Below are 21,586 nucleotides of genomic sequence, written 5' to 3' on the forward strand. Positions count from 1 at the left end.
GCTCCACGCCCGGGCCACCGAAGGCACCGTGCACGGCAAGGTCATCGTCATCCCCGCCGCCTGACGTCTGACGCCTGACGCCGTTCCTCCACCCAAAGGAAAAGACCATGGCACTCAGCCTTGACCCCGAAATCGCCCAGGCACTGGCCCCGATGGCCGGCGCGATGGCGGACGCCACACCACCGGCCGTGGGCGACATCGCGGCGCGGCGCGCCATGTGGGAGCCGATCATCGGCGCCGCGGGAACGGCCCAGCCGGCCCCGGACGACGTGAAGACCAGCGAGCACCACGCGACCGCCGACGACGGCGCGCAGATCACCATGCGCTGGTACACCAAGGACGGCGCGGCGCCGGGTCCGGCCGTGCTGTTCTTCCACGGCGGCGGATACATCTTCGGCCACATCGACCTGTTCGACGGCCCGGTCTCCCGCTACGTCTCCGCCAGCGGCGTGCCGATGCTGTCGGTCGAGTACCGCCGCGCTCCCGAGCACCCCTTCCCGACCCCGCTCGAGGACGCCTACACCGCACTGCGCTGGCTGCACGCACACGCCGCCGAACTCGACGTCGACCCCGACCGGATCGGTGTGATGGGAGACAGCGCAGGCGGCGGCATGGCCGCCGCCCTGGCGATCCTCGCCCGCGAACGCGGCGGCCCGAAGATCGCCCGCCAGATCCTCATCATGCCCATGCTCGACGACCGCACCACCACCCCCGACGCGCACATCGCGCCCTACCTGCTGTGGTCCTACGACGACAGCCTCACCGCGTGGCCGGCCCTGCTCGGCGAGGCCGCCGGCGGGTCCGACGTCCCGGCCACGGCGGCCCCGGCCAGGCTCGAGGATGCCACCGGCCTGCCGCCGGCCTACATCGAGGTCGGACAGCTCGACGTCTTCCGCGACGAGGACACCGCCTACGCCACCAAACTCAGCCGCGCCGGCGTGCCGGTCGAATTCCATCTGCACCCCGGCGCCCCGCACGAGTTCGACTCCATCGCCTTCACCTCCGACGTCGCCCGCCGCGCCATCGCCGACCGCATCCGAGTCCTCAAATCCATCTGAGCCGCCACCGAGCGTGCCCACCCCGTGCCGCAGGAGGGGTATGCAGGCGCTCCACACAGCTGACCCCCCGCCCCGTTGCCCGCCGCGACGGAGCCCCTCTGACACCGGCACGAACACACTGAAGCACCGCGTGGCCGGGCCGGACTCCCACCTCGCGCAGCATGCGCATCGACGGCCGCGAGACTGCCGGACTCCATGAGACCTGCCCGGCACCCGATCCCCACCTGACCGACCTTTGAAGGAGACAACTGCGATGATCCCCGACGACGACCTGTCCCGCTCGCTGACCGTGGCGGACCCCGACGATCCCGGCACGACGTACATCTCTTTGGTGGGCAACACGTACGCCATGCTGGTCACCGGCGAGCAGACCGACGGCCGGTACTGCCTGATCGACATGCGCGTCCCCGACGGCGGCGGGCCGCCGCCGCACCGGCACGACTTCGAGGAGATGTTCACGATCCTCGAGGGCGAGATCGAGTTCACCTTCCGCGGTGAGAAGCACACCGTACGGGCCGGGTCCACGGTCAACATCCCGGCCAACGCCCCGCACAACTTCCGCAACGCCTCCGGTGCGCCGGCCCGCATGCTGTGCATGTGCACCCCCGCCGGCCAGGACGAGTACTTCACACGCATCGGCGATGTCGTCGCCGGCAAGGACGCACCGCCGCCCGAGCTGTCGCAGGACGAACTCATGGAACGCCGCCACCGCGCGGCCGAGCTGGCCTCGACCTACCGGAGCGAATTCCTGTGAGCGGCAGGGCCCGGCAAGCCCGGCACCCGTCGGCAGGGTGACGTTCCCCGCTGAGCCGACCAGCCAGGACCAGATCGCTCGGGTGCACCGCCTGCGGCAAACTCCTCCGCGCTCAACCGGATCGAGGCCCAGTTCACCGCCGAGCGCTACCTCGCACTCGACGGCACCGTCGCCTTGGCCGTGAACCGCTCACGGACCCGAGCGCCCCTGCCCGAACAGCCGCCGAACCTGGCTTCTGGCCGGTCTGGAAGGCGCTGCCTGCGAGGCGACGGCAGACCAGTTCCCTTTCCCGCTCCCGAGACGGCGGCCGACGTCGAGCACGCGCCGGTCGCTCAGGAGACTTCCATGCCCCTCCCTGTCCTGTTCGGCGCAAACGTAGAGCCACATGCCCTCCCCGTCGGCCGCTCCAGCGAGCAGGCACTACTCATCGACAGTCTCGGCCTTGACCTTCTCACCATCCAGGACCACCCGTACCAAGCGGCGTTCGACGACACCTGGACACTGCTCACCTTCCTGGCCGCGCGGACGCGCAATGTCACGCTCGTCCCGACGGTCAGCTCCCTGCCGTTGCGTCCGCCGGCCGTGCTGGCGAAGGCTGTGGCGACGTTGGACAGACTGACCGGGTCCCGGGTCCAGCTCGGACTGGGTGCCGGCGCCTTCTGGGAAGCCATCGAGGCCATGGGCGGCTCCCGTCGCACGCCGAGAGAGGCCGTCGACGCACTTGAAGAGGCGATCACCGTCGTCCGGGCCATGTGGAGTGGCGAGCGCAGTGTGCGGACGCACGGCGCGCACTACGAGCTCACCGGCGTCCACCCTGGCCCGGCGCCGAGCCCCGGTCTGGGACTGTGGCTGGGCTCGTACGGGCCCCGCATGCTGGCTCTGACCGGTGCGAAGGCGGACGGCTGGCTTCCCTCCCATGCCTACCTCGGACTCGACGCACTGCCCATGGCTGTCCGCCGCATCGAGGACGCAGCTCTGGCGGCGGGCCGCGATCCGGACACGATCCGCCGGGTCTACAACATCGCCGGTGTCATCCAACCGGAGTCGGCCGGCCCGTTCCAAGGGCCCGCCTCCCAGTGGGCCGAGCACCTGGTCGCGCTCGTGCGCACCGTCGGGATGAACGGTTTCGTCATCTGGCCCGAACGAGACCACACCCGACAGATCAGCGCGTTCGCCGCCGAAGTCGTACCCGCGGTCCGCGAAGCCCTGGCACGGAAGAGCTGACCACTCCGTGCCCGCCGTGCCCTCGGGCCGGTCAGCACCCCTGGCCCAACGGCACCGGCTGCTACCCGTCGGGTCCTCCTTGCCCAGAGCTGTGTCGTGCTTCTCACTGGCGACAAGGGCGGCACGCTGAACTGCCCCTGTCCACCCCGCGTTCAACAACGCCGACCATCCAACTCTGCCCCCGTCCGCCGCGTCGTCGAGCGCAGGCGGAGCCCGCGTCACCTCCACCGGCCAGGTACAGGTACAGGTACTGGCCGAGCTCGCCGCCCACTCCGCCGGCCCTCACTCTTCGACCCAGCCCCAGGTGATCCCATGAGCGACGAAACACACCTCCCCGACGGATTCGAGAGCATCACCGTCACGGCGAACGGAACCCGGCTGCATGCCGTGGTCGGCGGGTCCGGCGCACCCCTACTCCTGCTGCACGGCTGGCCCCAGACCTGGCGGGCCTGGCGGCACCTCATGCCGGCCCTCGCCGCACACGGGTACCGCGTCATCGCTCCCGACCTGCGCGGCACGGGTGCCTCCGACCGTCCCCCGAGCGGATACGACAAGGACACACAGGCAGAGGACATGCGCGAACTCCTCGCCCAGCTCGGCATCCACGGCGGCGTAAGCGTCGTCGGGCACGACATCGGTGGCATGGTCGCCTTCGCCTACGCCCGTCGCCACCCCGCGGAGGTCGACCACCTCGTCCTCGTCGAACTCGCCCTGCCCGGCTTCGGCCTGGAGCAGGCGATGGACGTGGCCTCCGGCGGTCTGTTCCACTTCGGCCTCTTCATGACCGAAGAACTGCCCGAGCTGCTCCTCGAAGGCCGGGAGACCGACTTCCTCACCTGGTGGTTCGACTGGTTGTCCGCGGTACCCGGAACCTTCCCGGCGGAAGAGGTCGCCACCGTCGCCTCCTCCTACCGCGGATACGAGGCCCTGCACGCCGGCTTCGCGCACTACCGCACCCTCCTCGAGGACGGCCACGTCAACCGGGCCTGGCGCGAAAGCGGAGCAACCCTTCCCATGCCCGTACTGGCTGTCGGCGGCGAGCACAGCTCAGGCGCCCGACTCGCCGACAGCCTCGACACGGCCGCGCCGCACCTGACCGGCGCGGTGATTGCGGGCAGTGGCCACTTCGTACCCGAGGAACGACCCGATACCTTCGCCCACGAGCTGCTCGCCTTCCTGACTGCCCCGCTCCAGCCCGCCGGGCGCATCTGACAGGTCTGGAAAACCGCGACCCGGTGAACCGCATACGGGCTCACATCGCGGCGCGATGAGCCTGCTGCGGTAAGCGGTGTTGAGTGTGAGGGGAACTGAGACAGGCCGACGGCAGCACGAGCCGATGCGCTGGTGTCCGGGAACCGGAGCGAGCCATGTTCGACGGGACGCAGTCGGCAGCCGCAGACGCTTCCCTTGTTGCGTGTTTGTACAACCGAGAGGCATCTGCACATCCACGTCGCTGCGGCGTGCGTGCAATCCGGCGATGCTTGATCGGTCGAGCACAGGACGTACGGCGAAACAGCCCTCCTCCCGCCGACGCGTGTCCAGTTGGCCGAGAACGGCGGCGCTTTCGGTGTGGGCAGTGCTGAGCACGAGTGAACACCGCAGGACGCAAAGACCGGGCAGTGGTGCAAGGCAGGGTGGGAGCCAGGCGGACGGCCGTCCACGGACCCCGATGGACCAGCCATGACCATCCTGCAGCCCCTCGAACCGAGGAACAGGTACGCCGCCCGCCGAACCCACAGCCCTCACCCTGAAGGAGTGTGAGCGTGTCCGTCGAAAATCCCGATCCCGATAGATCTCTCTCTGCCGAGGCCGCTCCGCCGCCGTCTCGGCGCACGTTCATCACCACAGCCACGGCCGTCTCGGGGACCGTCCTCGCCGGCGGACTGGTAACGGCGCCGACTGCCCTCGGCGGCCGGGAGGCGGTGGCCGCCGAAGGACCTCCTGGCGGCACTGTCCATCTGACGATCAACAGCGTCCAGCACACCGTCACCGTCGACAACCGCACCTCTCTGCTCGACCTGCTGCGCGAACACCTCGACCTGACCGGTGCAAAGAAGGGCTGCAATGCCGGAGCCTGTGGCGCCTGCACCGTCCTGGTCGACGGCCACCGCGTCAACTCGTGTCTGACCCTGGCCGTCCGGCTGGACGGCGTCGAGGTCACCACCATCGAGGGGCTGGCCGACGGCGACCAACTGCATCCGCTGCAGCAGGCGTTCATAGATCAGGACGCCTATCAGTGCGGCTTCTGCACCTCGGGCCAGATCGTGTCCGGTGTCGGCTGCATCAAGGAAGGCCACATCGGATCGGGTGACGAGATCCGGGAGTGGATGAGCGGGAACCTCTGCCGCTGTGGCTGTTACATCAAGATCGTTCGCGCGGTCGAGCAGGCCGCGGGCCAGAACTGAGGTGGACGATGCACCCCTTCACCATCACCAAAGCGTCCGACACCGAGGAAGCCCTCGAGGCCGGTGGGCGCGGCGGCCGGTACATAGCCGGCGGCACCACCCTCGTCGACTTGATGCGCGAAACCGTGGAGCGCCCTGATGTCCTGGTCGACATCACCGCTCTGCCGCTGCACGATGTGACCCGTACCGAGGACGGCGGCTTACGCATCGGTGCCCTGGTCCGCATGGCGGAAGCAGCAGCTCACCCCGCCGTACGTGACAGCTACCCGGTCATCTCCCAGGCGCTGGAGCTGAGCGCCTCCGCCCAGCTGCGCAACATGGCCACCATCGGCGGAAACGTGATGCAGCGCACCCGCTGCACGTACTTCCGGGACGTGACCGCCGACTGCAACAAACGCGAGCCGGGTTCCGGCTGCGCCGCACTGAACGGCTTCAACCGCAGCCATGCGATCCTCGGCACCTCCGACCAATGCGTGGCCACACATCCGTCCGATCTGGCTGTCGCGCTCACCGCATTGGAGGCGAGCGTCCACCTGACGGCTCCGGACAAGGGCAGGCGCACCCTCCCCATCGCGGACTTCCTGCTTCAGCCCGGCAGCACGCCAGAGCGCGAACAGGCGCTCCGGCCAGGTGAGTTGATCACCTCGGTGGAGATTCCCGCGCTACCACGCCCGCTGAAGTCCGGGTATCTGAAGGTCCGCGACCGCCAGTCCTACGAGTTCGCGCTGACCTCGGCCGCGGTGGCCCTCCACATCCGCGGCGGACTGATCCTCGATGCGAAGGTCGCCGCCGGCGGTGTGGGCACAGTGCCCTGGAAGCTCCCGGCCGTCGAACAAGCCCTCATCGGCGAGCGTCCCTCCGCCCGGCTGTGGCACAGGGCCGCCGACCACGCGGCCGAGGGCGCGCACCCCCTCAGGCACAACGGCTTCAAGGTCGAGCTGCTCAAACGTACCGTCGAGCAGCAACTGCGCACCGTCGGAGGCACCTCATGAGCCAGCCACAAGCCGCCGTCGGCGCGTCCGTGGCCCGGGTGGACGCACGCCTGCGGGTCACCGGGAAAGCGAAGTACGCCGGCGACAACAACCCCGACGGCGTCGTTCACGCGGTCATCGTCGACAGCAGCGTCGGCCGCGGCCGTATCACCGCCATCGAAACAGGTCATGCCCTGGCCCAGCCCGGTGTCCTCACCGTCATCAGCCACCTCAACGCGCCCAGGCTCCCGCCCGTCGAAAGCAACGGCTACCCACCAGGCAAGCCGCTGAGGGCCTTCCAGGACGACAAAGTGCGCTTCTTCGGACAGCCCGTCGCGGTCGTGGTGGCCACGACGCTCGAGGTCGCCCAGCACGCCGCGGGCCTGGTACAGGTCAGCTACGACGCCGAGCGTCCCTCGACGGACCTGAGCGCGGCGCCTCCCGCCGACGACCCCGAGACCTATGCACGGGGCGATGCGGACCAGGCACTGAAATCCGCCGACGTCCAGCTCGACCTCGCGTACCGGATGGCCCGCCAGCACCACAACGCGATGGAACCGGCCGGCATCGTCGCCCGCTGGGACGGGGACAGGCTCACCCTCTGGGAGAAGACCCAGGCGGTCCAGTTCGCCGCGTTCAACATGGCAGCCGAATTCGGGATACCGCCCGAGAACATTCATGTCATCTCGCCCGTACTCGGCGGTGCCTTCGGCAACGCCTTCCGTACCTGGGTGCACTCCGTCATCGCGGTCATGGCCGCCCGCCAGGTGGACCGTCCCGTCAAACTCGTCCTCACACGCAAGCAGTTGTACTTCGGGATCGGCTACCGGCCCGCGTACTCGTACAGGCTCCGGATCGGCAGCGACCGGCGGGGCCGTCTGACCGCTGCCGTGCACGACGCCGACTCCGAGACATCCAGCTATGAAACGCACCTGGAGGACACCCTCGTCCCCGGGCGGATGCTCTACAGCACGCCGAACGTCAAGCAGATCCACCGGTCCGTCCCCCTCGACGTCAACACACCGACGTGGATGCGCGGCCCGGGATACTCCAGCGGCGCCTACCCCCTGGAGTCGGCGATGGACGAACTCGCCCATGAACTGGGCATCGACCCGATCGACCTGCGACTGCGCAACGAGCCCGTGGACGACCAGTCCAACGGTCTGCAGTTCTCCACCCGCCGCCTGCGCGAGTGCTACACCAGCGGCGCCCGCGCATTCGGCTGGAAACGGCGGAGCGTGAAACCCGGCTCCACGCGCGACGGCGACTGGCGCCTCGGCATGGGCATGGCCGCCGGCGTATACGACACCCAGCGCGCCGCGGCCCAGGCTTCCGTGCGGCTGAATGCCGACGGCACCGCCCTCGTCCAGTCCGCGACCAGCGACATGGGGCCCGGCACCGCCACCTCCATGACACAGGTCGCCGCCGACGCCCTGGGCCTGACCATGCGCAGGGTGACCTTTCGGCTCGGCGACTCGACCCTGCCACCGGCCCCGGGACACTTCGGATCGCAGACCATGGCGAGCGTCGGATCCGCCGTACAGGACGGTTGCGACAAGCTGCGGAAAAATGCCATCGCGCTCGCCGTCACAGACGAAGGCTCTCCGCTGCACGGGGCCGACCCCGCCGAGGTCGAGGTGCGCGCCGGCCGGCTGTACGTAAAAGACGCCCCGGGGCGAGGGGAGACGTACCAGCGCCTGCTGGCCCGCAACAACTCCACCCACCTCGAAGTACTCGGCTCGTGGGCTCCGCCGGAAGGACCCGCACGGCACTCCCTGTACGCCTACGCGGCCACCTTCGCGGAGGTCGCCGTGCACTCCCGGCTCGGTCTGGTACGGGTCCGGCGCATGCTGGGCGTCTACGACGCCGGCCGTATCATCAGTCCCGCGCTCGCCGACAGCCAGGCACTCGGCGCCATGATCGGCGGACTGGGTGCGGCCCTGCTCGAACACACGATCACCGACCATCGCGACGGCCGAATCGTCAACGCAAATCTCGCCGACTACCTCGTTCCGTCGCATGCCGACATCCCCGACATCAAGGCGATCTACCTCGCGGACGGTGAGGACCGCATAGCCGACCCGATCGGCGTGAAGGGACTCGCCGAGATCGTCAGCATCGGTGTCACGCCGGCCATCTCCAACGCCGTCTTCAACGCCACGGGCCGGCGCATCCGCGAGTTGCCCATCACCCCCGAGCAACTGCTCTGACCCCTCTTGGAGTTGCGGCCGGCCGGCTCCACGAACCAGCTCTTGAACAGCCGGCCAGTCCATGGACCGGTGCATCAACCGCCTCGAACAAGGCCGCTCTGCACCTCGCCACCATCCTCATCCGGACACGAGGCCGACCAAGGAGACAGAACCTGGTGCCGCAACAACCAACGACTGCCCTGTCGGTGTGGCGGCCGAGCAATGGTGTCTGGTGGACCGGCCCGAGTAGGCACTCAGGTGGTCAGGGCGGCCGGTCGAGGTTGCCGCAGCCCCTGGAGGAGTAGTTCGATCAGGCGGCGGGGGTCGTAGCGAGGGTCGTCGTCGCGCCCGATGCAGAGGTTGCCGATGCCACGCATCAGTTCGTAGGGCTGGATGCCGGGCCGGATGTCGCCGGCCTCGACCGCGGCGTCGAGGAGTTGGGCGCTCACGGGCTCCAGGCGGTCGATGAGGTAGGCGTGCAGCGTGGCGAAGCGGTCGCTGTCGGACTGCAGGGCGTCGGCGAGTCCGTGCTTGGTGGCCAGAAAGTCGACGAAGAGGTCGATCCACTGACGCAGTGCGTCGAACGGGGATTCCGAAGTGGCAAGCAGTTCCGGGCCGGCCTCGACACATGCCTCGATCTGATGGCGGTAGACGGCGGTGACGAGGTCCGCCCGGGTCGGGAAGTGGCGGTAGATCGTGGCCATCCCGACGCCTGCCCGTGCGGCGATCTGACGAATCGGCGCGTCGACCCCGGAGGTGACGAACACCTCGGCGGCGGCGGTGAGCACGGTCTGCTGGTTGCGCAGGGCGTCGGTCCGCTTGCTCCGGGTCGGCATCTTCCTCGCGGGGCTCTCGCTGGGCATCACGCTCTTCCTTCCGGCATCGCTTGACAAAGCGGAGCGTTGTTCCGGATATTAAGTGGTGCGGCGCTCCACTTCAGGTTAGCCGAAAACGGCGGGTGCCCGCCCCTACCTCCCTTGTCCTGCCGCCTCCGAAACGGACCGGTGGCCGACAAGGCCCGCAGACAAGGAAACCGCGCATCATGAGCACATCCACCACCACCGCCGACACCCTGGGCTCGTCGGCTCCGGTCCTGTCCTACAGCCCGGTGGTGCTGTCCATCCCCGGACGTCCCGTGGACCTCCAGGTGCGGGTCACCGCGCCCGAGACGGGCAAGGACCTTCCCGTCATCCTTCTCTCCCACGGCCAGGGACCCTCGAACAACCTGTCCTCGCTCAACGGCTACGCACCGCTCGCCAACTTCTGGGCGGCCCACGGCTTCGTCGTCATCCAGCCCACCCACCTCACCTCCAGGACACTGAGCGACCATGTCGCCGACGCCCCCGGAGCCCCCTTCTTCTGGCGCTCGCGCTCCGAGGACATGAGCCACATCCTCGACCGGCTCGACGAGATCGAGAAGGCCGTACCGCTGCTCGCCGGACGGATCGACCACACCAAGATCGCCGTCGCCGGACACTCCTTCGGCGGCTTCACCTCCAGTCTCCTGCTCGGCGCCCGCGTCACGGACGACGGCGAGGAAGTGAGCCTGCTCGAACCCCGGATCAAGGCGGGCGTGCTGCTCGCCGCGCCCGGCAGGGGCGACGTCCTCAACGGGCCCATGGCCGACGCGCTGCCGGTCTTCCGGACCATCGACTTCTCCACGATGACCACACCCGCGCTGGTCGTCGCCGGCGACGAGGACGACTCCCGGCACTTCACGGACATGGGACCCGACTGGCACGCCGACCCCTACGTCCTCGCCCCGGGCCCCAAGGTCCTGATCACCCTGTTCGGCGCGGGGCACGCACTCGGCGGAATCCCCGGATATGACGTCGCCGAGACCACGGACGAGAGCCCCGAACGGGTCGCTGCCGTCGGCCGCCTCACCTCCGCCTACCTCCGCAGCCAGCTCCACCCCGGCGACAACGCCTGGCAGACCGCACGCGAGGCCCTGTCGTCCGGCCCCGACCCGGTCGGACGAGTCGAAGCCAAGTAGGCCGTCCGCGAGCCTCAGGGTCATGGTCACTCCCGCCGACCTGCATGATGCCGTGGGGCACGCGGACTGTCAGCGTTCCCGTACTCCGAGAGCCCCACGCACCCACCACGTCCGCCGTGGCGAAATACTCATCCCAGGTCCGCCCATCGAGCAGGCGGCCTGCAGCCTTCGGGGTCGGCCCGCCGACCTGCTTGAAGAACAGAGCCGCCTGAAGACCGACACACCGATCGCGAATGTCACGGACCCGGGCCAAGTCCAGCGGCCGGTGAGGCGGGCCACTCTCACCACCGACAAGCCGGTCCAGACATCGGGAAGCAGCCGGAAACTCAAGGCGCTCCAGTTGGCCCCACGCTTGCGCACGTCCTCGCGCACGGGCCTGGCCAGTGGAACAGCATCGTCCTCTGAGACTCCTTCCATCTCGGTCCAGACCGCGTCCACGAACTTCTGCGATGCCAGCAGACGACGCAGACGCGGGGCCTCTTGGTGAGTACCTGGAACTGGTGCTGCGGCGCCAGCGCCACCGTCGCGAAGGTCCTGGCAACAGACGCCGTGGGGACTCGGGTAATGACCGATGTCGCTCATGGAGTTCACGAACACTTTCCGCGGCCGACGCCACCGCAGCGGCTCGACCAAGGCGTTCTCGTGCACCGTGGCCCCACAACCGGGTCCGCTGGTCCGCGGATCACCGTCACACTGGTACTTCGCCTGCCCCATTGCCTTGAGCCGCTTCGCCAAAGTCAACCCTTGGGAGCTCTACTCAGCCAACCTGCCCCGTCGGCCGTACCGTGATGTGGTTGATGTCCACGCCCGCGGGCTGGTTGACGGCGAACACAATGGTGTTGGCGATCTGCTCGGCGGTCATCGTGGCGGCTGCCTCGGGGGCGCCACCGCGGGCGTGCCAGAAGGGGGTGTCCACGACGCCGGGGGCGACAACGGTGACGCCGACCCCGTCCTGGCCGACCAGGAGGCGGGTGTTCTCGGCGAGGGCGTGGGCGGCCCACTTGGTGACGGAGTAGAGGTTGCCGGGGGTGTGGCGGACGCCGGCGACCGAGCCGATGATCACGATTCGGCCCTTGGAGGTCCTCAGGTGCGGCAGGGTCTCCTGGATCAGCAGGGCGGGGCCCAGGACGTTGGTGAGGATCATGGCGCGCATGTCCTCAGGAGCGTGTGTCTCCAGGTTGCCGGGCAGGGAGAAACCAGCGTTGGCTATGACGTTGTCCAGCCGGCCCCAGATGTCCAGCACATGGCGGACGGCGGCGCCGACGTCATCCGCTTCGCCGGCGTCGCCGGTGATCGTCAGCAGCCGCTCGCCCGCCCCCGCGGTGGTGGCGAAGGCGGCCAGCTTGCCCGCGTCGCGTCCGGTGACGGCCACGCGGTGGCCCTGCTCGATCAGGGCGCGGGCGGTGGCGGCGCCGATTCCGGTCGAGCCACCGGTGATCAGCGTGACGGGTTCCATGGACGGCCTCCTCGGCAACGGGGTCATCGGGGCAAAACGCCTGCACTATACCCAGCGATCTTCAACGCTCACTCCCTGCTTTCCCCGACGGCACCGCTCCTGACTGTGGATCAGGAGTTACTGATCTCGCCGGATTGTTGTCGGGTGGTGGGTGAGGGTGAGTCCGGTGCCGGCGAGACAGCCGTCGAGGAGGTCGGGCCGGAGCTGAATATGGCGCAGGCCCCGGCGCAGGGTGCGTTCGCGATGCTCGTCGTCGGTGAAGGCGGTGTTGGCCGGCGGTCCGCGCCGTAACAGCGACCAAATGCCTTCCACGGGGTTCACGTCCGGTGCGCAGGAGGAGTCCCCGGCTGTGGAAGCCGCAGCAAACCGGGTTGACAGGGCAGGTTGACAGGGCAGAGGGGGCGGAGGCTAACGAGCCCCGGCCTTGCCTCTCGGCCTTCTCTCGTCGTGTCAGGATCGAGATTTCCTGTGTCCCAGGAAGGCGCAGACTGCGAGAATCACTCCGCTGACTGCGGCGATCGCTCCGAGCATGAGCGGCACAGCATCACCTGTAGCGGTTCCTGCAATGCACGCACATATCCCTCCTATCATCAGAACCGCAGAAAAGGTTCGCACTCCCCTTACTGCCTCGTCCATTGATGAGTCCTTCCGGCGCGTTCCATCACCGCCTACTGCGTATGTGCAGGAGAACCGCGGGCCTGGAAGAGCCCCGGCCCACGTGTCCGCCCCGTAGTGTCCTTCGGCGCCTCCAAGCACACAGCTGCCGACTATGGCGGCACCACCACCTATGACACTGCCGACTCCGGCGCCGACCAGGCCGTCGGCCGTGGCCGCCTATGTGATGACTCCGGTCTGAACTGACCGTTGGGTCACTGTCGTTGACGAAGTCACCGCCCGCGTACAGGTACGGGTTCTTCTCCTGCGCCGAGGGGTCGGGCTGGGTGAAGCGGCCGAGCTGGGGGTCGCAGTAGCGGGCGCCCATCTTGTACAGGCCCGTCGGGTCGAGGTAGGTGCCGGCGTAGCGGTACGGCTGCGGGACGGCCTCGGTGGTCGTGCCGCGGGGCAGGCCGGTGAGACCGTAGGCGTAGCGTGGGTGCGCTTGCCCACGTCGTCGACCAGGCCGAGGACGTTGCCGGTGGCGTCGGTGAGGCAGTAGTAGAACTTCCCCCAGTCGTCATGGAGTTCAACGTTCCCGGCGGTTCGCGGAAGAATGCGGCGTCCACGTCGGTGGTGGTCGTGGACCCGAGTCCCAGCGCGGTGTGATCCGTCGCCACCGCCGCCGGGCTCACACCCACCGACGAATCGCACGGACGAATCGCACGAAGGCGAGATCCGATGACACCGGAGCATTGGGCGATAACCCCACCGATCCACCCCTACAGAACACATTCCGTGGGCTTCGGCTGTACCCCATGGAGCCTCACCGGCCCACTCCATATCGGCCGCCGAATCGCCCAGGGTGTCTACGGCGAGTAGGCCGACAGCGAGACGAGCGACATCCTGATCGAGAGCGTGAGTTCGGGCGCTCGGCCGGGACGCCCTGCTGAGCGCCGGTCGAGCGCGCAAGATAAAAGTGCTTCGCGGGCCCGCGCCTCCGGATCCTCAAGAGCCGTCAGCCGTCAGCCGTCAGCCGTCAGCCGTCAGCCGTCAGCCGTCAGCACGATCGTGCGACATACCGCTGTACCTGCCTGTCAGGCGCGCTACTACAGTTCTCGATCACCTGACTTGCGTAGCGACTCATAAACGGCGGAACCCGCAGTCCTCGACCCGGCACATCCTTTCTGTTCGATCCCTCTTGCTCGCGCTTCGAGCACGGTTCTCTGGAGGACCATCGTGAGACGCAGCACCTTCTTGGCGGCAGCCACGGCAACCGCACTGTCCGCCACCCTGTTCACGAGCCTCTCCCCCGCCCTGGCGGACAGCACTACCGGCGGCCCCGTCCTCGTCGGCGCGGACGGCTGGTACAGCCAGCCCGGCACGCTCTTCGTGACCGCACACTCCGACCACCCTCTCACCCGCATCACGGCCCACTTCTTTCCTCTGGACGCACCGGACGGGGGACGGGAGGCCGGATCGACCGAGGACTTCACCCAGTACTCCGGACAGGACGCGACGTCAGGCACCTGGCGGGCGCCGGTCCACCTGGCCGATCTCGGCGACTACCGGGTGACCGTCGACCTGCAGGACGCCTCCGGCGCCACCGTCACCGGCGCCCTCTCCCCGTACGACCTGCAGTACCGGACCATCGTCACGATCCCCGACCTGACCGCCAACCCCGGTACGCCGGACTACCTCCACCAGCAGGTCTCCGTCAGCGGGACCGTTCTCGCCGAGGACCCCCGCCACCCCGACGCCACCACCCAGGCCGACGCGATACCCGTCGACATCGAGACCGGGCGCGGCCGGGTGACCGCGACCACCACGGCCGGCGGCCGCTTCACCGCCGCCTTCGTCCCCACCCAGACGTCCATCGAACTGTCCGCCGCGCCCGAGGCCTCCAGCGCCTATCCGGGAGCGATCGACCTGACGACGTCCAAGCAGTACCTGCACACCACTCAGGCGCCGGTCCGCTTCTCGGCAAGCACCCACGCCCTGAACCTGAAGCAGGGCGCCACCGGAACCATCACCGGCCACGCCGAGATCCAGACCGCCTCCGGCTGGCAGCCGCTGCCGCACACCGACGTCGCCCTCCACGGCCTCGACGCCCCCCACGGGAATGTCGTGGCCGGGCAGACCACCACCGACAGCCAGGGCGCATACACGCTGCACGTCTCCTCGGAGAACCCCGCGCCGAGCGCCGAACTCGTCGTCGGCACCGACTACATGCCCTTCCAGCTGGTCGCCACCCAGCCCTTCAGCCTGCACGTCGCCTACACCACCCACCTCGACATGAGCCCCTCCCTCAACGACGACGCGTCCTTGCATGTCTCCGGGTACGTCTACTACGAAGATCCGCGCGCGCAGTGGCCCGCCAAGCCGACCGTCACCCTGCAGTACTCCAAGGACGGAAAGAGCGGCTGGAAGAATGCCGCCACCCTCCCCGTCCCCGTCCGCCACAACAAACCGCTCTTCGACGAGACGTTCGCGCGTACCCTCACCACCCGGAACACCGACGCCTACTGGCGCGCCCGCTTCAACGGCCACCCCGACCTGGGCACCAGCACCACCAAGCCCGTCCACCTCTACCGCTACGCCACCCGCATCACCGGCTTCCGAGCCCATCCCGACCCGATCCGCAAGTCACAGCCGATCAGTTTCGGCGGCACCCTCCAGTACAAGAAGGGCACCACCTGGAAGCCGCTCAGCGGCGGCTCCCCCACCCTCTACTTCAAACCCCGCGGCTCCACCACCTACCACTACGTCTGCGAACTGGACAGCGACAGACATGGTCACCTCATCGGCATGGTGACCGCCGAAAAGGACGGCACCTGGGCCATCGCCCTCAGCCGCCAGACCGGAGACCACTACCTCAGAAGCGCCCGGGTCACCGACTACGTCGACGTTCGGTGAACCCCCTCGCAGAGGCTGTCGGGCAGCTGGACTTCACGGTCCGGTGATGTCCAAGGCGGCTGGGAGCGGCCCGGTCGCGGTGCGCGCTTGTGCGAAGGGCCTCCCTGGCGGCCGGGCGATGAGAGTCGACGGTGCCAGCGGCGGCCAGGCCGACGAAGCCGTCGCCGGGTCACGCAAGTTCTTGCGGTGCCGTCCGGGCGGGGTACCGGTCGTGGGGCCTCAACGCGGAGCCCGTCGGCCCACCTGCCGCGCCGGGCATCATGGTGGCGCCCCGGGCAGGCGGTCCACGTGACGGCAGGGCTTACTCGGCCGCAGCGTAGGCGGCCAGGTCGCGGGCGACGAGCCGACGGGTGGTGGTGGCGCGGACCCTCCTGGTGGCTGGCCATCCGCATTCGTCCTTCGGTGTGGGGTGATCGGTCCTCGACTCAGCGATCCGCGCGCTGCGTTCACTGCGCGCGACCGAGGTGCGCAAGCGGAGTGTCCAGTTTGTGACAGGTCGTGTTTGTGGGGCGGTCGAGGTGGGCGGCGTACTGCTCGGACCGCTGCCGGGTGCGGGCCTGCCGTCAGGGGCTCGGGCGCTCGGTCTGCCGGGGCGTTCCACGGTGATTGTGACCGGATTTCGTCACCGGAGAGTCACAGGTCGGAGTGCGGGTGAACTGCCGGCTCCACGGTGCTGTCTGGTTCGACGAGGGCGGCGAAAAGTCGTGCTCCGGACAACTGGGACTCGGGGGACAGCATGCGGTACGTGAACGGAATGCGCGGTTCGGTGATGGCGGTCGTCGTGGCTTCGGCGGCGCTGGTGGTGGCGGGATGTCAGCCCGGTGGGGGCGGTTCGGACACCGGAGACGGCGGCGTGACCCCGTCCGGGGCCGTCAGCTCAGCGGCCTCCTCCGCCACGCCCGGCGCCCCGAAGCCCGGCAGCTCCGCCTCCGGTTCCTCCACGCCCTCCGCCTCCCGGCCGGCGTCCTCCTCGCCCGCCGCCTCCGCACCCCCGACGTCCGCACCCGCACCGGGCGGTTCGGCGGCGACCTGTTCCGCGGGCAGTCTGAAGGCGACCGCCCGTCAGGCCGCCGTGCGGCCGTCCGGTACGGGGACCGGGGCGGCCGTCGTCGAGTTCACCAACGTGTCCGGACGGACGTGCGTCCTCAAGGGACACCCCACGGTGGCCGGCGCCGGGAACGGCTCTCCCGAGATGAACGTGCCGCTCACCGTCAAGCCGACCGGAGCCGCGGCGCGGGTGACGGTGGCCCCCGGCGGCAAGGCGTGGGTGAAGCTGACGTTCGTGCAGGTGCAGGGAGAGGCCGACGGGTACTGCGTGTCCGGTTCGGCACCCGTGGTGTATCCCACGATGGTCGTCGGGCTGTCGGGGTCGGGGGCGCATCAGGTGGCCCTGGACGACGGGCAGTTCGCCGAGTGCGACGACACCGTGACCGTCACCGCCGTATCCGCGGTCAGGCCTTCTTGACCGATTCCCGCTGCAGCACCAGCGCGCCCAGCAGGACGACGTCGAGCGGGGCGGCGCCAGTCCTCACCGACCGCCGACCGTGACGGGCCGTCCTCGATGACATGGACGCGGCCTGGCGCCCCGCACACAGGACGTGCGGCCAGGGCCGGAACAGCTTCTGTCAGCCATGGGCCGATCCGCCGAGTCCTGACCAGGTAGCAGCTGAGGATGCTTTTGGACCACTCGCCGTGCGAGCGCAGACGACACCGCGCGGGGACCACGCTCATGACGGCCGGTGTGCTGATCGCGCCGCTCGATTAACACCTGGCTGCCGTCCATGTGAATCTGCCACGGTGGCGGGCATGACGCGCCACTTTCTCCCCGGTCTCGAGCTGGCCCAGCTGTTCTACAGGCAGGTTGTCGCCCCGATCCTGGACACCGCGCTGCGGGGCGTGCCGTACTCGGCGGCGCTGATCGGCTACGGCTCGGAGGTGCAGGGTTTCGACACCGTCCGCTCCACCGACCACGCCTGGGGACCACGCCTGCAGGTATTCCTCGCCGACGAGGACTTCCAGGCTCTCGCGCAGCAACTGGAGGCAGATCTTGACCGGCAGCTGCCGGCGCGGTTCCACGGCTACCCGGTCCGGTTCTCCTTTCCCGACGACACACCGCCCCGGCACTGGCTACACGTCAACGCTCTGCGGGCCTTCTTCACCGAACAGCTCGGCGCCGACCCTGCCCGAGGGTTGTCGGCGCGCGCATGGCTGATGATCCCCACGCAGCTGCTGCGGGAACTGACCGGCGGTGCGGTCTTCCACGACGGCCTCGGCCTGCTCAATTCCTACCGCACCACTTTGACCTGGTACCCCGACGACGTGTGGCGCTACGCACTGGCCTGCCAGTGGATGCGCCTGTCGCAGGAAGAACCGTTCGTCGGGCGCTGCGGCGAGGTCGGTGACGACCTGGGTTCAGCGGTGGTCACCGCCCGGCAGGTGCGCGACCTGATGAAGCTGTGCCTGCTGATGCACCGGGTCTATCCGCCCTACAGCAAGTGGCTGGGCACCGCGTTCACCACACTGCCGTGCGCCCCGACGCTCAACCCGCTGCTCGCGAAAGCGTTATCGGCACGAAGCTGGCAGCAGCGCGAGCAGTACCTGTCGCCGGCCTATGAGTTCGCCGCCGCCCTGCACAACGACCTCGGGCTCACCGAGCCTCTTGACGTGCACGTGCGCCACTTCCACACCAGACCCTTTCTGGTCCTGGACGCCCACCGTTTCACCGATGCCCTCCTCGACACGATCAGCGATCCCGCCCTCCGGGCACTGCCACCAGTCGGCACGATCGACCAATACGTCGACAGCACCGACATCACCGACCGGAACCACACCGACCGCCGCATCCGCTACATCGCCGGGCCGGATCTGCCCGATTCATCCACCACCCCAAGAAGCCGGTCAGGTGATCGAGACTGAACGGCTCGTACAACGCCCCCTTCGAGTTGAGGATGTCGCAGCGTTCATCGCACTCGGCAGGCGTTGGACCTGCCGGCCTCGGCCTGCCGTCGGCGCGGCCTTGGTACTCCAAGACCCGGCCGGTCACGCCGCAGGCACAGGCGTGGTGGAAGAGGCGGCCGTGATCACCCACCCGGTGCCGGGTGAGGGGGCCTTCGAATTTCTGCGGGGTCAAGAAGTGGCTGATCGCCTGGAACCACAGTCAGGGGATCAGGCCGGGCGCGAGGGCGAGGAGCACCGGCCAGGCGGTGTCCACGATCTCGGGGTCTGGCCGAGGTGGGTCGTGGCCTTCGACCGGGACGGCGGAAGCGAGTTCACCGGCGGCAAACGAACACATCGGCATCGTACGGACGTTGCCCGGGTCGTCCCTCACCACCGTCGAGGGCAACACAGGCAAACCCAACGACGGCGGCGACGGCGTCCACGTCAACCCCGCACTACGAACAGCGGCTACGACGCGGTCTCCATCCGGATCCGCTGAACCGGACTGCCGGAAACCTCGGCCCTTTGTTTCTCCTCCGGGGCAGGGGATGCTCAGCGCTCCGCGCGGCGGGCCAGCAGGACCGAGTCCTCGGCCTCGACCGGCCCTGCCTCCCGTTCGAGCGTGCGGGTGCGCTGGTCCACGACGACGGGCTCGAAGTCGTCCGGCAGGCCGGGAAGGAGTTCCGCGGCCAGGAACATCGCCTTGCGGTGGCTCTCGGACAGGTGCGTGAACTCGTGCGACGGCGCATGCCCGACCACCAGGAGCAAGCCGCCGGGGGCGACGGCTGCGGCGAGGCGGCGGGTCACGTCGACCATGCCGCCGTCCGGTGCGTGCAGGTAGTGGGTGGTGACAAGGTCGTACGAGCGGCCGCCGGCATCGAAGGTCCTGGCGTCCACCTGCCACCAGTCGACCCGATCGGCCACGCCGGCCTGCTCGGCGTGGCGGGCGGCACGGGCCAGGCCCTCGGCCGAGAAGTCGGCGCCGGTCACCCGCCAGCCCTGTCCGGCCAGCCAGACCACGTCACCCCCCTCGCCGCAGCCGACGTCCAGCGCCGTGCCAGGGTTGATCTCACCGGCGGTGACGACGAGCTGCGGATTGGGCTCACCGCTCCAGAACCGCTCCTGTCCCGCGTACCGCTCGTCCCAGGCCGCCGACTCGAACATCTCGGCGGCCGCCTGCTCATCGGGCTCGCCGCTTCGACCGTGCTCGTGGTGTCCTGACACCGGATGCCTCCCGCTGCTCGTAATGCTGTGCCGCGCCGTCCCGCTCGGGCGCGTTGTCGATGGTGCGCGCGCCTGTGCCGATTCGCACGCGAAGTTGCCGGACCGGCAAACGGCGGCCCCGTCGGCGGCGTCACCCGCTCCGGTACAGGTCATGCGTCCGGGACCGTTCGACGGGATGACAGCGGACACACCGGCAGATAGAACGAGTCGAGTGCGCCGCGCAGTCGGTCAGGCGGTACGGCAAGGCGGATGCCGGGGAACCGAGTCACTACCGCTCGCAGGGCGATCTCCGCCTCGGCCTTGGCCAAGGGCGCGCCGACACAGAGGTGGATGTCGTGGCCGAGGCTGAGATGAGCAGCGGGGTCGCGGTTGACTGCGCCAGAGGGCGACCAGTACCGGCGTCCGGGGCGGGGTGTCGAGACCACCGAGTGTGACCGCCTCCGCCGTGAACCGCTAGGTGGCTGTACTGACGGGGGAATCGAATCGGAGCAACTCGTCCAGCGCGGTCGGAACGTCGCCCGGGCAGCCGTGCCAGTGCGGCGTGGGCGGGGAAGTTCCCCCTGACTCGGGCGCTCCGCCCGTCGCGAGCCGAGATGAACCGGTCGAGGAGACAGTCGCCGGGATCGGCGCTCGACGGCGACGAGGCCCGTCATGTGTCGGCCGTGACGTGCGAGGCCGCGTCGATACCGTCGGGCCGGCCCTTCTGCGGGACGGCGGCCGGCGTCGTGACCTCCGCCTTGAACTGGCCGGCTTCGATCACCCGCGGTTCTCGAAGCCCTCGGTGAGCTTCCCGTCGGCGAACTGCTTGTCGACGGCCGGGACATGGGCATGCACGCAGGGTGCGGCGGGATCCGTGTCCCGGCTGTCGCCGAGGACGTAGGTGTCCCATGCGCCGCTGCTGGCACGCGGGATCACCTCGACGCACTCGGCGCCGTCGGTTCCTCCCTCCCTGGCCTTCGCGCAGGGTGTTCTAGTCGACGGCCGCGGCCCGGAGAGGTCATGTGCAGCTTGTACGAGGTGAGGAGTAGGCGACGGTGCCGCTGAGGGACTGACTCAGGGTCAGGTCATCGCGGCCGCGAGCTCGGCAGGCCTGCTGCTCTGACGGTATGACTGCTGTGGGACACCGCCCCCGCCGCGACTCCGACTCCGTCCACAACTGCCTGCCCTCGTACCGTAGTTCAGGTTCCTGCTCGCACGGTGACGCTCTCCACCCGTGGATCCCGAGATCGTTTGCCATGGCGGCGACCGTGGCGCGTGGTCTTCGATGGTTCGCTCGGGGAACGAGTTGGTCATGCGGCGCGGCGGAGGGGTGGCAGCGTGGCGCGAATCTGGTCGCGGATGTCGGCGAGGACGGCTTCGTCACTGCTATGCAGGTACACGGTGGCAGTCGTGCTGATGTGGATGATCGCGGTGATCACGCGCGCCAGCGTCGCCGCGTCGGCGGCATCAATGGATTCGCCGCCAGTGAGCAGTCCGGTTATTCCGTCCTCGAGGCGGGCGGAAAGAGCGAGCCCCGCCCGCCGGTAGGGTTCGGCCGGATCGCCGAAGACCAGCTCGTGCAAGTACGTGCGGCCATTCTCGGCGTGCTCCCTTATGCACGCCACTACGGGTCGGATGAGAGCGACGACCGGCTCTGGCAGCGCCTGCCCCATCGCGGCGTTTGCGGCAGTAAGGCCCCTGTCGATGGCGTCGGCGAACTTCTCGTTCTGCACCATGATCAGCAGCTCCGCCTTCGTGGACGCGTAAAGGAAGAGGGTGCCGATCGCGACATCGGCGCGATCGGCGATCTGCTGGGTGGTGACCCCGCTGACCCCGTGTTCCGCGAACAGCTCGCCGGCTGCGGCCATGATGCGCTCGCGCTT

20 protein-coding genes and 2 pseudogenes are annotated in these 21,586 nt (G+C 69.0%); 11 read left to right on the forward strand and 11 right to left on the reverse strand.

Annotated elements, in window-relative coordinates; translation table 11 throughout:
• The first annotated feature begins 107 nt into the window (after positions 1-107).
• From ACFVYN_RS29080 to ACFVYN_RS29110, 7 genes are all read left to right on the forward strand, one after another.
• On the forward strand, positions 108-1,058 hold the full coding sequence (locus tag ACFVYN_RS29080; protein WP_390003586.1) for an alpha/beta hydrolase: 951 nt from the start codon (positions 108-110) through the stop codon (positions 1,056-1,058).
• 253 nt (positions 1,059-1,311) lie between these two features.
• Positions 1,312-1,812 (forward strand): cupin domain-containing protein, encoded by a 501-nt coding sequence (locus tag ACFVYN_RS29085; protein WP_390003588.1) that lies wholly within the window; start codon positions 1,312-1,314, stop codon positions 1,810-1,812.
• Positions 1,813-2,157: 345 nt separating this feature from the next.
• Positions 2,158-3,036, forward strand: a complete 879-nt coding sequence (locus tag ACFVYN_RS29090; RefSeq protein WP_390003591.1) for an LLM class flavin-dependent oxidoreductase — start codon at positions 2,158-2,160, stop codon at positions 3,034-3,036.
• 312 nt (positions 3,037-3,348) lie between these two features.
• The gene (locus ACFVYN_RS29095; RefSeq protein ID WP_390003593.1) at positions 3,349-4,248 is read left to right on the forward strand and encodes an alpha/beta fold hydrolase; all 900 of its coding nucleotides are present in this window, start codon (positions 3,349-3,351) and stop codon (positions 4,246-4,248) included.
• A 551-nt stretch (positions 4,249-4,799) separates the two neighbouring features.
• The gene (locus ACFVYN_RS29100) at positions 4,800-5,441 is read left to right on the forward strand and encodes a (2Fe-2S)-binding protein (RefSeq protein ID WP_390003595.1); all 642 of its coding nucleotides are present in this window, start codon (positions 4,800-4,802) and stop codon (positions 5,439-5,441) included.
• An 8-nt stretch (positions 5,442-5,449) separates the two neighbouring features.
• On the forward strand, positions 5,450-6,433 hold the full coding sequence (locus ACFVYN_RS29105; protein ID WP_390003598.1) for an FAD binding domain-containing protein: 984 nt from the start codon (positions 5,450-5,452) through the stop codon (positions 6,431-6,433).
• The gene (locus tag ACFVYN_RS29110) at positions 6,430-8,622 is read left to right on the forward strand and encodes a xanthine dehydrogenase family protein molybdopterin-binding subunit (protein WP_390003600.1); all 2,193 of its coding nucleotides are present in this window, start codon (positions 6,430-6,432) and stop codon (positions 8,620-8,622) included. Before ACFVYN_RS29105 ends, ACFVYN_RS29110 begins: the two co-directional genes overlap by 4 nt.
• Positions 8,623-8,855: 233 nt before the next feature.
• Here ACFVYN_RS29110 and ACFVYN_RS29115 read toward each other — a convergent pair whose 3' ends face one another.
• Positions 8,856-9,464, reverse strand: a complete 609-nt coding sequence (locus ACFVYN_RS29115) for a TetR/AcrR family transcriptional regulator (protein ID WP_390003603.1) — start codon at positions 9,462-9,464, stop codon at positions 8,856-8,858.
• A 179-nt stretch (positions 9,465-9,643) separates the two neighbouring features.
• On the opposite strand from ACFVYN_RS29115, the gene ACFVYN_RS29120 reads away from it, so the two are divergent.
• A complete protein-coding gene (locus ACFVYN_RS29120; RefSeq protein ID WP_390003606.1) occupies positions 9,644-10,597 on the forward strand; it encodes an alpha/beta hydrolase family protein in 954 nt (317 codons plus the stop codon).
• Here the strand turns inward: ACFVYN_RS29120 and ACFVYN_RS29125 are convergent.
• The 5 genes and pseudogenes from ACFVYN_RS29125 to ACFVYN_RS29145 form a co-directional block, all read right to left on the reverse strand.
• Entirely contained in the window at positions 10,485-11,213 is a 729-nt protein-coding gene (locus ACFVYN_RS29125) for a DUF5131 family protein (protein WP_390003712.1), read from the reverse strand. The two genes, ACFVYN_RS29120 and ACFVYN_RS29125, sit on opposite strands and share 113 nt — an antisense overlap.
• Positions 11,171-11,338: pseudogene (locus ACFVYN_RS29130) on the reverse strand (DUF5131 family protein); the annotation flags it as partial. The gene ACFVYN_RS29125 and the pseudogene ACFVYN_RS29130, both read right to left, overlap by 43 nt.
• A gap of 16 nt (positions 11,339-11,354) precedes the next feature.
• Positions 11,355-12,053: an SDR family oxidoreductase gene (locus ACFVYN_RS29135; RefSeq protein ID WP_390003609.1), complete on the reverse strand. Its 699-nt coding sequence runs from the start codon at positions 12,051-12,053 to the stop codon at positions 11,355-11,357.
• Between the two features lie 117 nt (positions 12,054-12,170).
• Positions 12,171-12,374 (reverse strand): transposase, encoded by a 204-nt coding sequence (locus ACFVYN_RS29140; RefSeq protein ID WP_390003612.1) that lies wholly within the window; start codon positions 12,372-12,374, stop codon positions 12,171-12,173.
• Between the two features lie 340 nt (positions 12,375-12,714).
• A complete protein-coding gene (locus ACFVYN_RS29145; protein ID WP_390003714.1) occupies positions 12,715-13,224 on the reverse strand; it encodes an RHS repeat-associated core domain-containing protein in 510 nt (169 codons plus the stop codon).
• A 662-nt stretch (positions 13,225-13,886) separates the two neighbouring features.
• Here ACFVYN_RS29145 and ACFVYN_RS29150 point away from each other — a divergent pair.
• The 3 genes from ACFVYN_RS29150 (at position 13,887) to ACFVYN_RS29160 (ending at position 18,479) form a co-directional block, all read left to right on the forward strand.
• Entirely contained in the window at positions 13,887-15,563 is a 1,677-nt protein-coding gene (locus ACFVYN_RS29150; RefSeq protein WP_390003614.1) for a hypothetical protein, read from the forward strand.
• Positions 15,564-16,299: 736 nt separating this feature from the next.
• Positions 16,300-17,028: a DUF4232 domain-containing protein gene (locus tag ACFVYN_RS29155; RefSeq protein ID WP_390003616.1), complete on the forward strand. Its 729-nt coding sequence runs from the start codon at positions 16,300-16,302 to the stop codon at positions 17,026-17,028.
• Positions 17,029-17,369: 341 nt separating this feature from the next.
• A complete protein-coding gene (locus ACFVYN_RS29160) occupies positions 17,370-18,479 on the forward strand; it encodes a DUF4037 domain-containing protein (RefSeq protein ID WP_390003717.1) in 1,110 nt (369 codons plus the stop codon).
• 241 nt (positions 18,480-18,720) lie between these two features.
• Here ACFVYN_RS29160 and ACFVYN_RS29165 read toward each other — a convergent pair whose 3' ends face one another.
• The 5 genes and pseudogenes from ACFVYN_RS29165 to ACFVYN_RS29185 all read right to left on the reverse strand — a co-directional run bounded on the left by ACFVYN_RS29165 (position 18,721) and on the right by ACFVYN_RS29185 (position 21,571).
• Positions 18,721-18,855 (reverse strand): hypothetical protein, encoded by a 135-nt coding sequence (locus tag ACFVYN_RS29165; RefSeq protein ID WP_390003618.1) that lies wholly within the window; start codon positions 18,853-18,855, stop codon positions 18,721-18,723.
• Between the two features lie 197 nt (positions 18,856-19,052).
• Entirely contained in the window at positions 19,053-19,724 is a 672-nt protein-coding gene (locus ACFVYN_RS29170) for a class I SAM-dependent methyltransferase (protein ID WP_390003620.1), read from the reverse strand.
• A 149-nt stretch (positions 19,725-19,873) separates the two neighbouring features.
• Positions 19,874-20,424, reverse strand: a pseudogene (locus ACFVYN_RS29175) (hypothetical protein); the annotation flags it as partial.
• A 56-nt stretch (positions 20,425-20,480) separates the two neighbouring features.
• Positions 20,481-20,639: a hypothetical protein gene (locus tag ACFVYN_RS29180; RefSeq protein WP_390003622.1), complete on the reverse strand. Its 159-nt coding sequence runs from the start codon at positions 20,637-20,639 to the stop codon at positions 20,481-20,483.
• 374 nt (positions 20,640-21,013) lie between these two features.
• On the reverse strand, positions 21,014-21,571 hold the full coding sequence (locus ACFVYN_RS29185; RefSeq protein WP_390003624.1) for a TetR/AcrR family transcriptional regulator: 558 nt from the start codon (positions 21,569-21,571) through the stop codon (positions 21,014-21,016).
• Between the last annotated feature and the right edge of the window lie 15 nt (positions 21,572-21,586).

The organism is Streptomyces sp. NPDC058307 (assembly GCF_042880295.1).
Classification (GTDB): domain Bacteria; phylum Actinomycetota; class Actinomycetes; order Streptomycetales; family Streptomycetaceae; genus Streptomyces.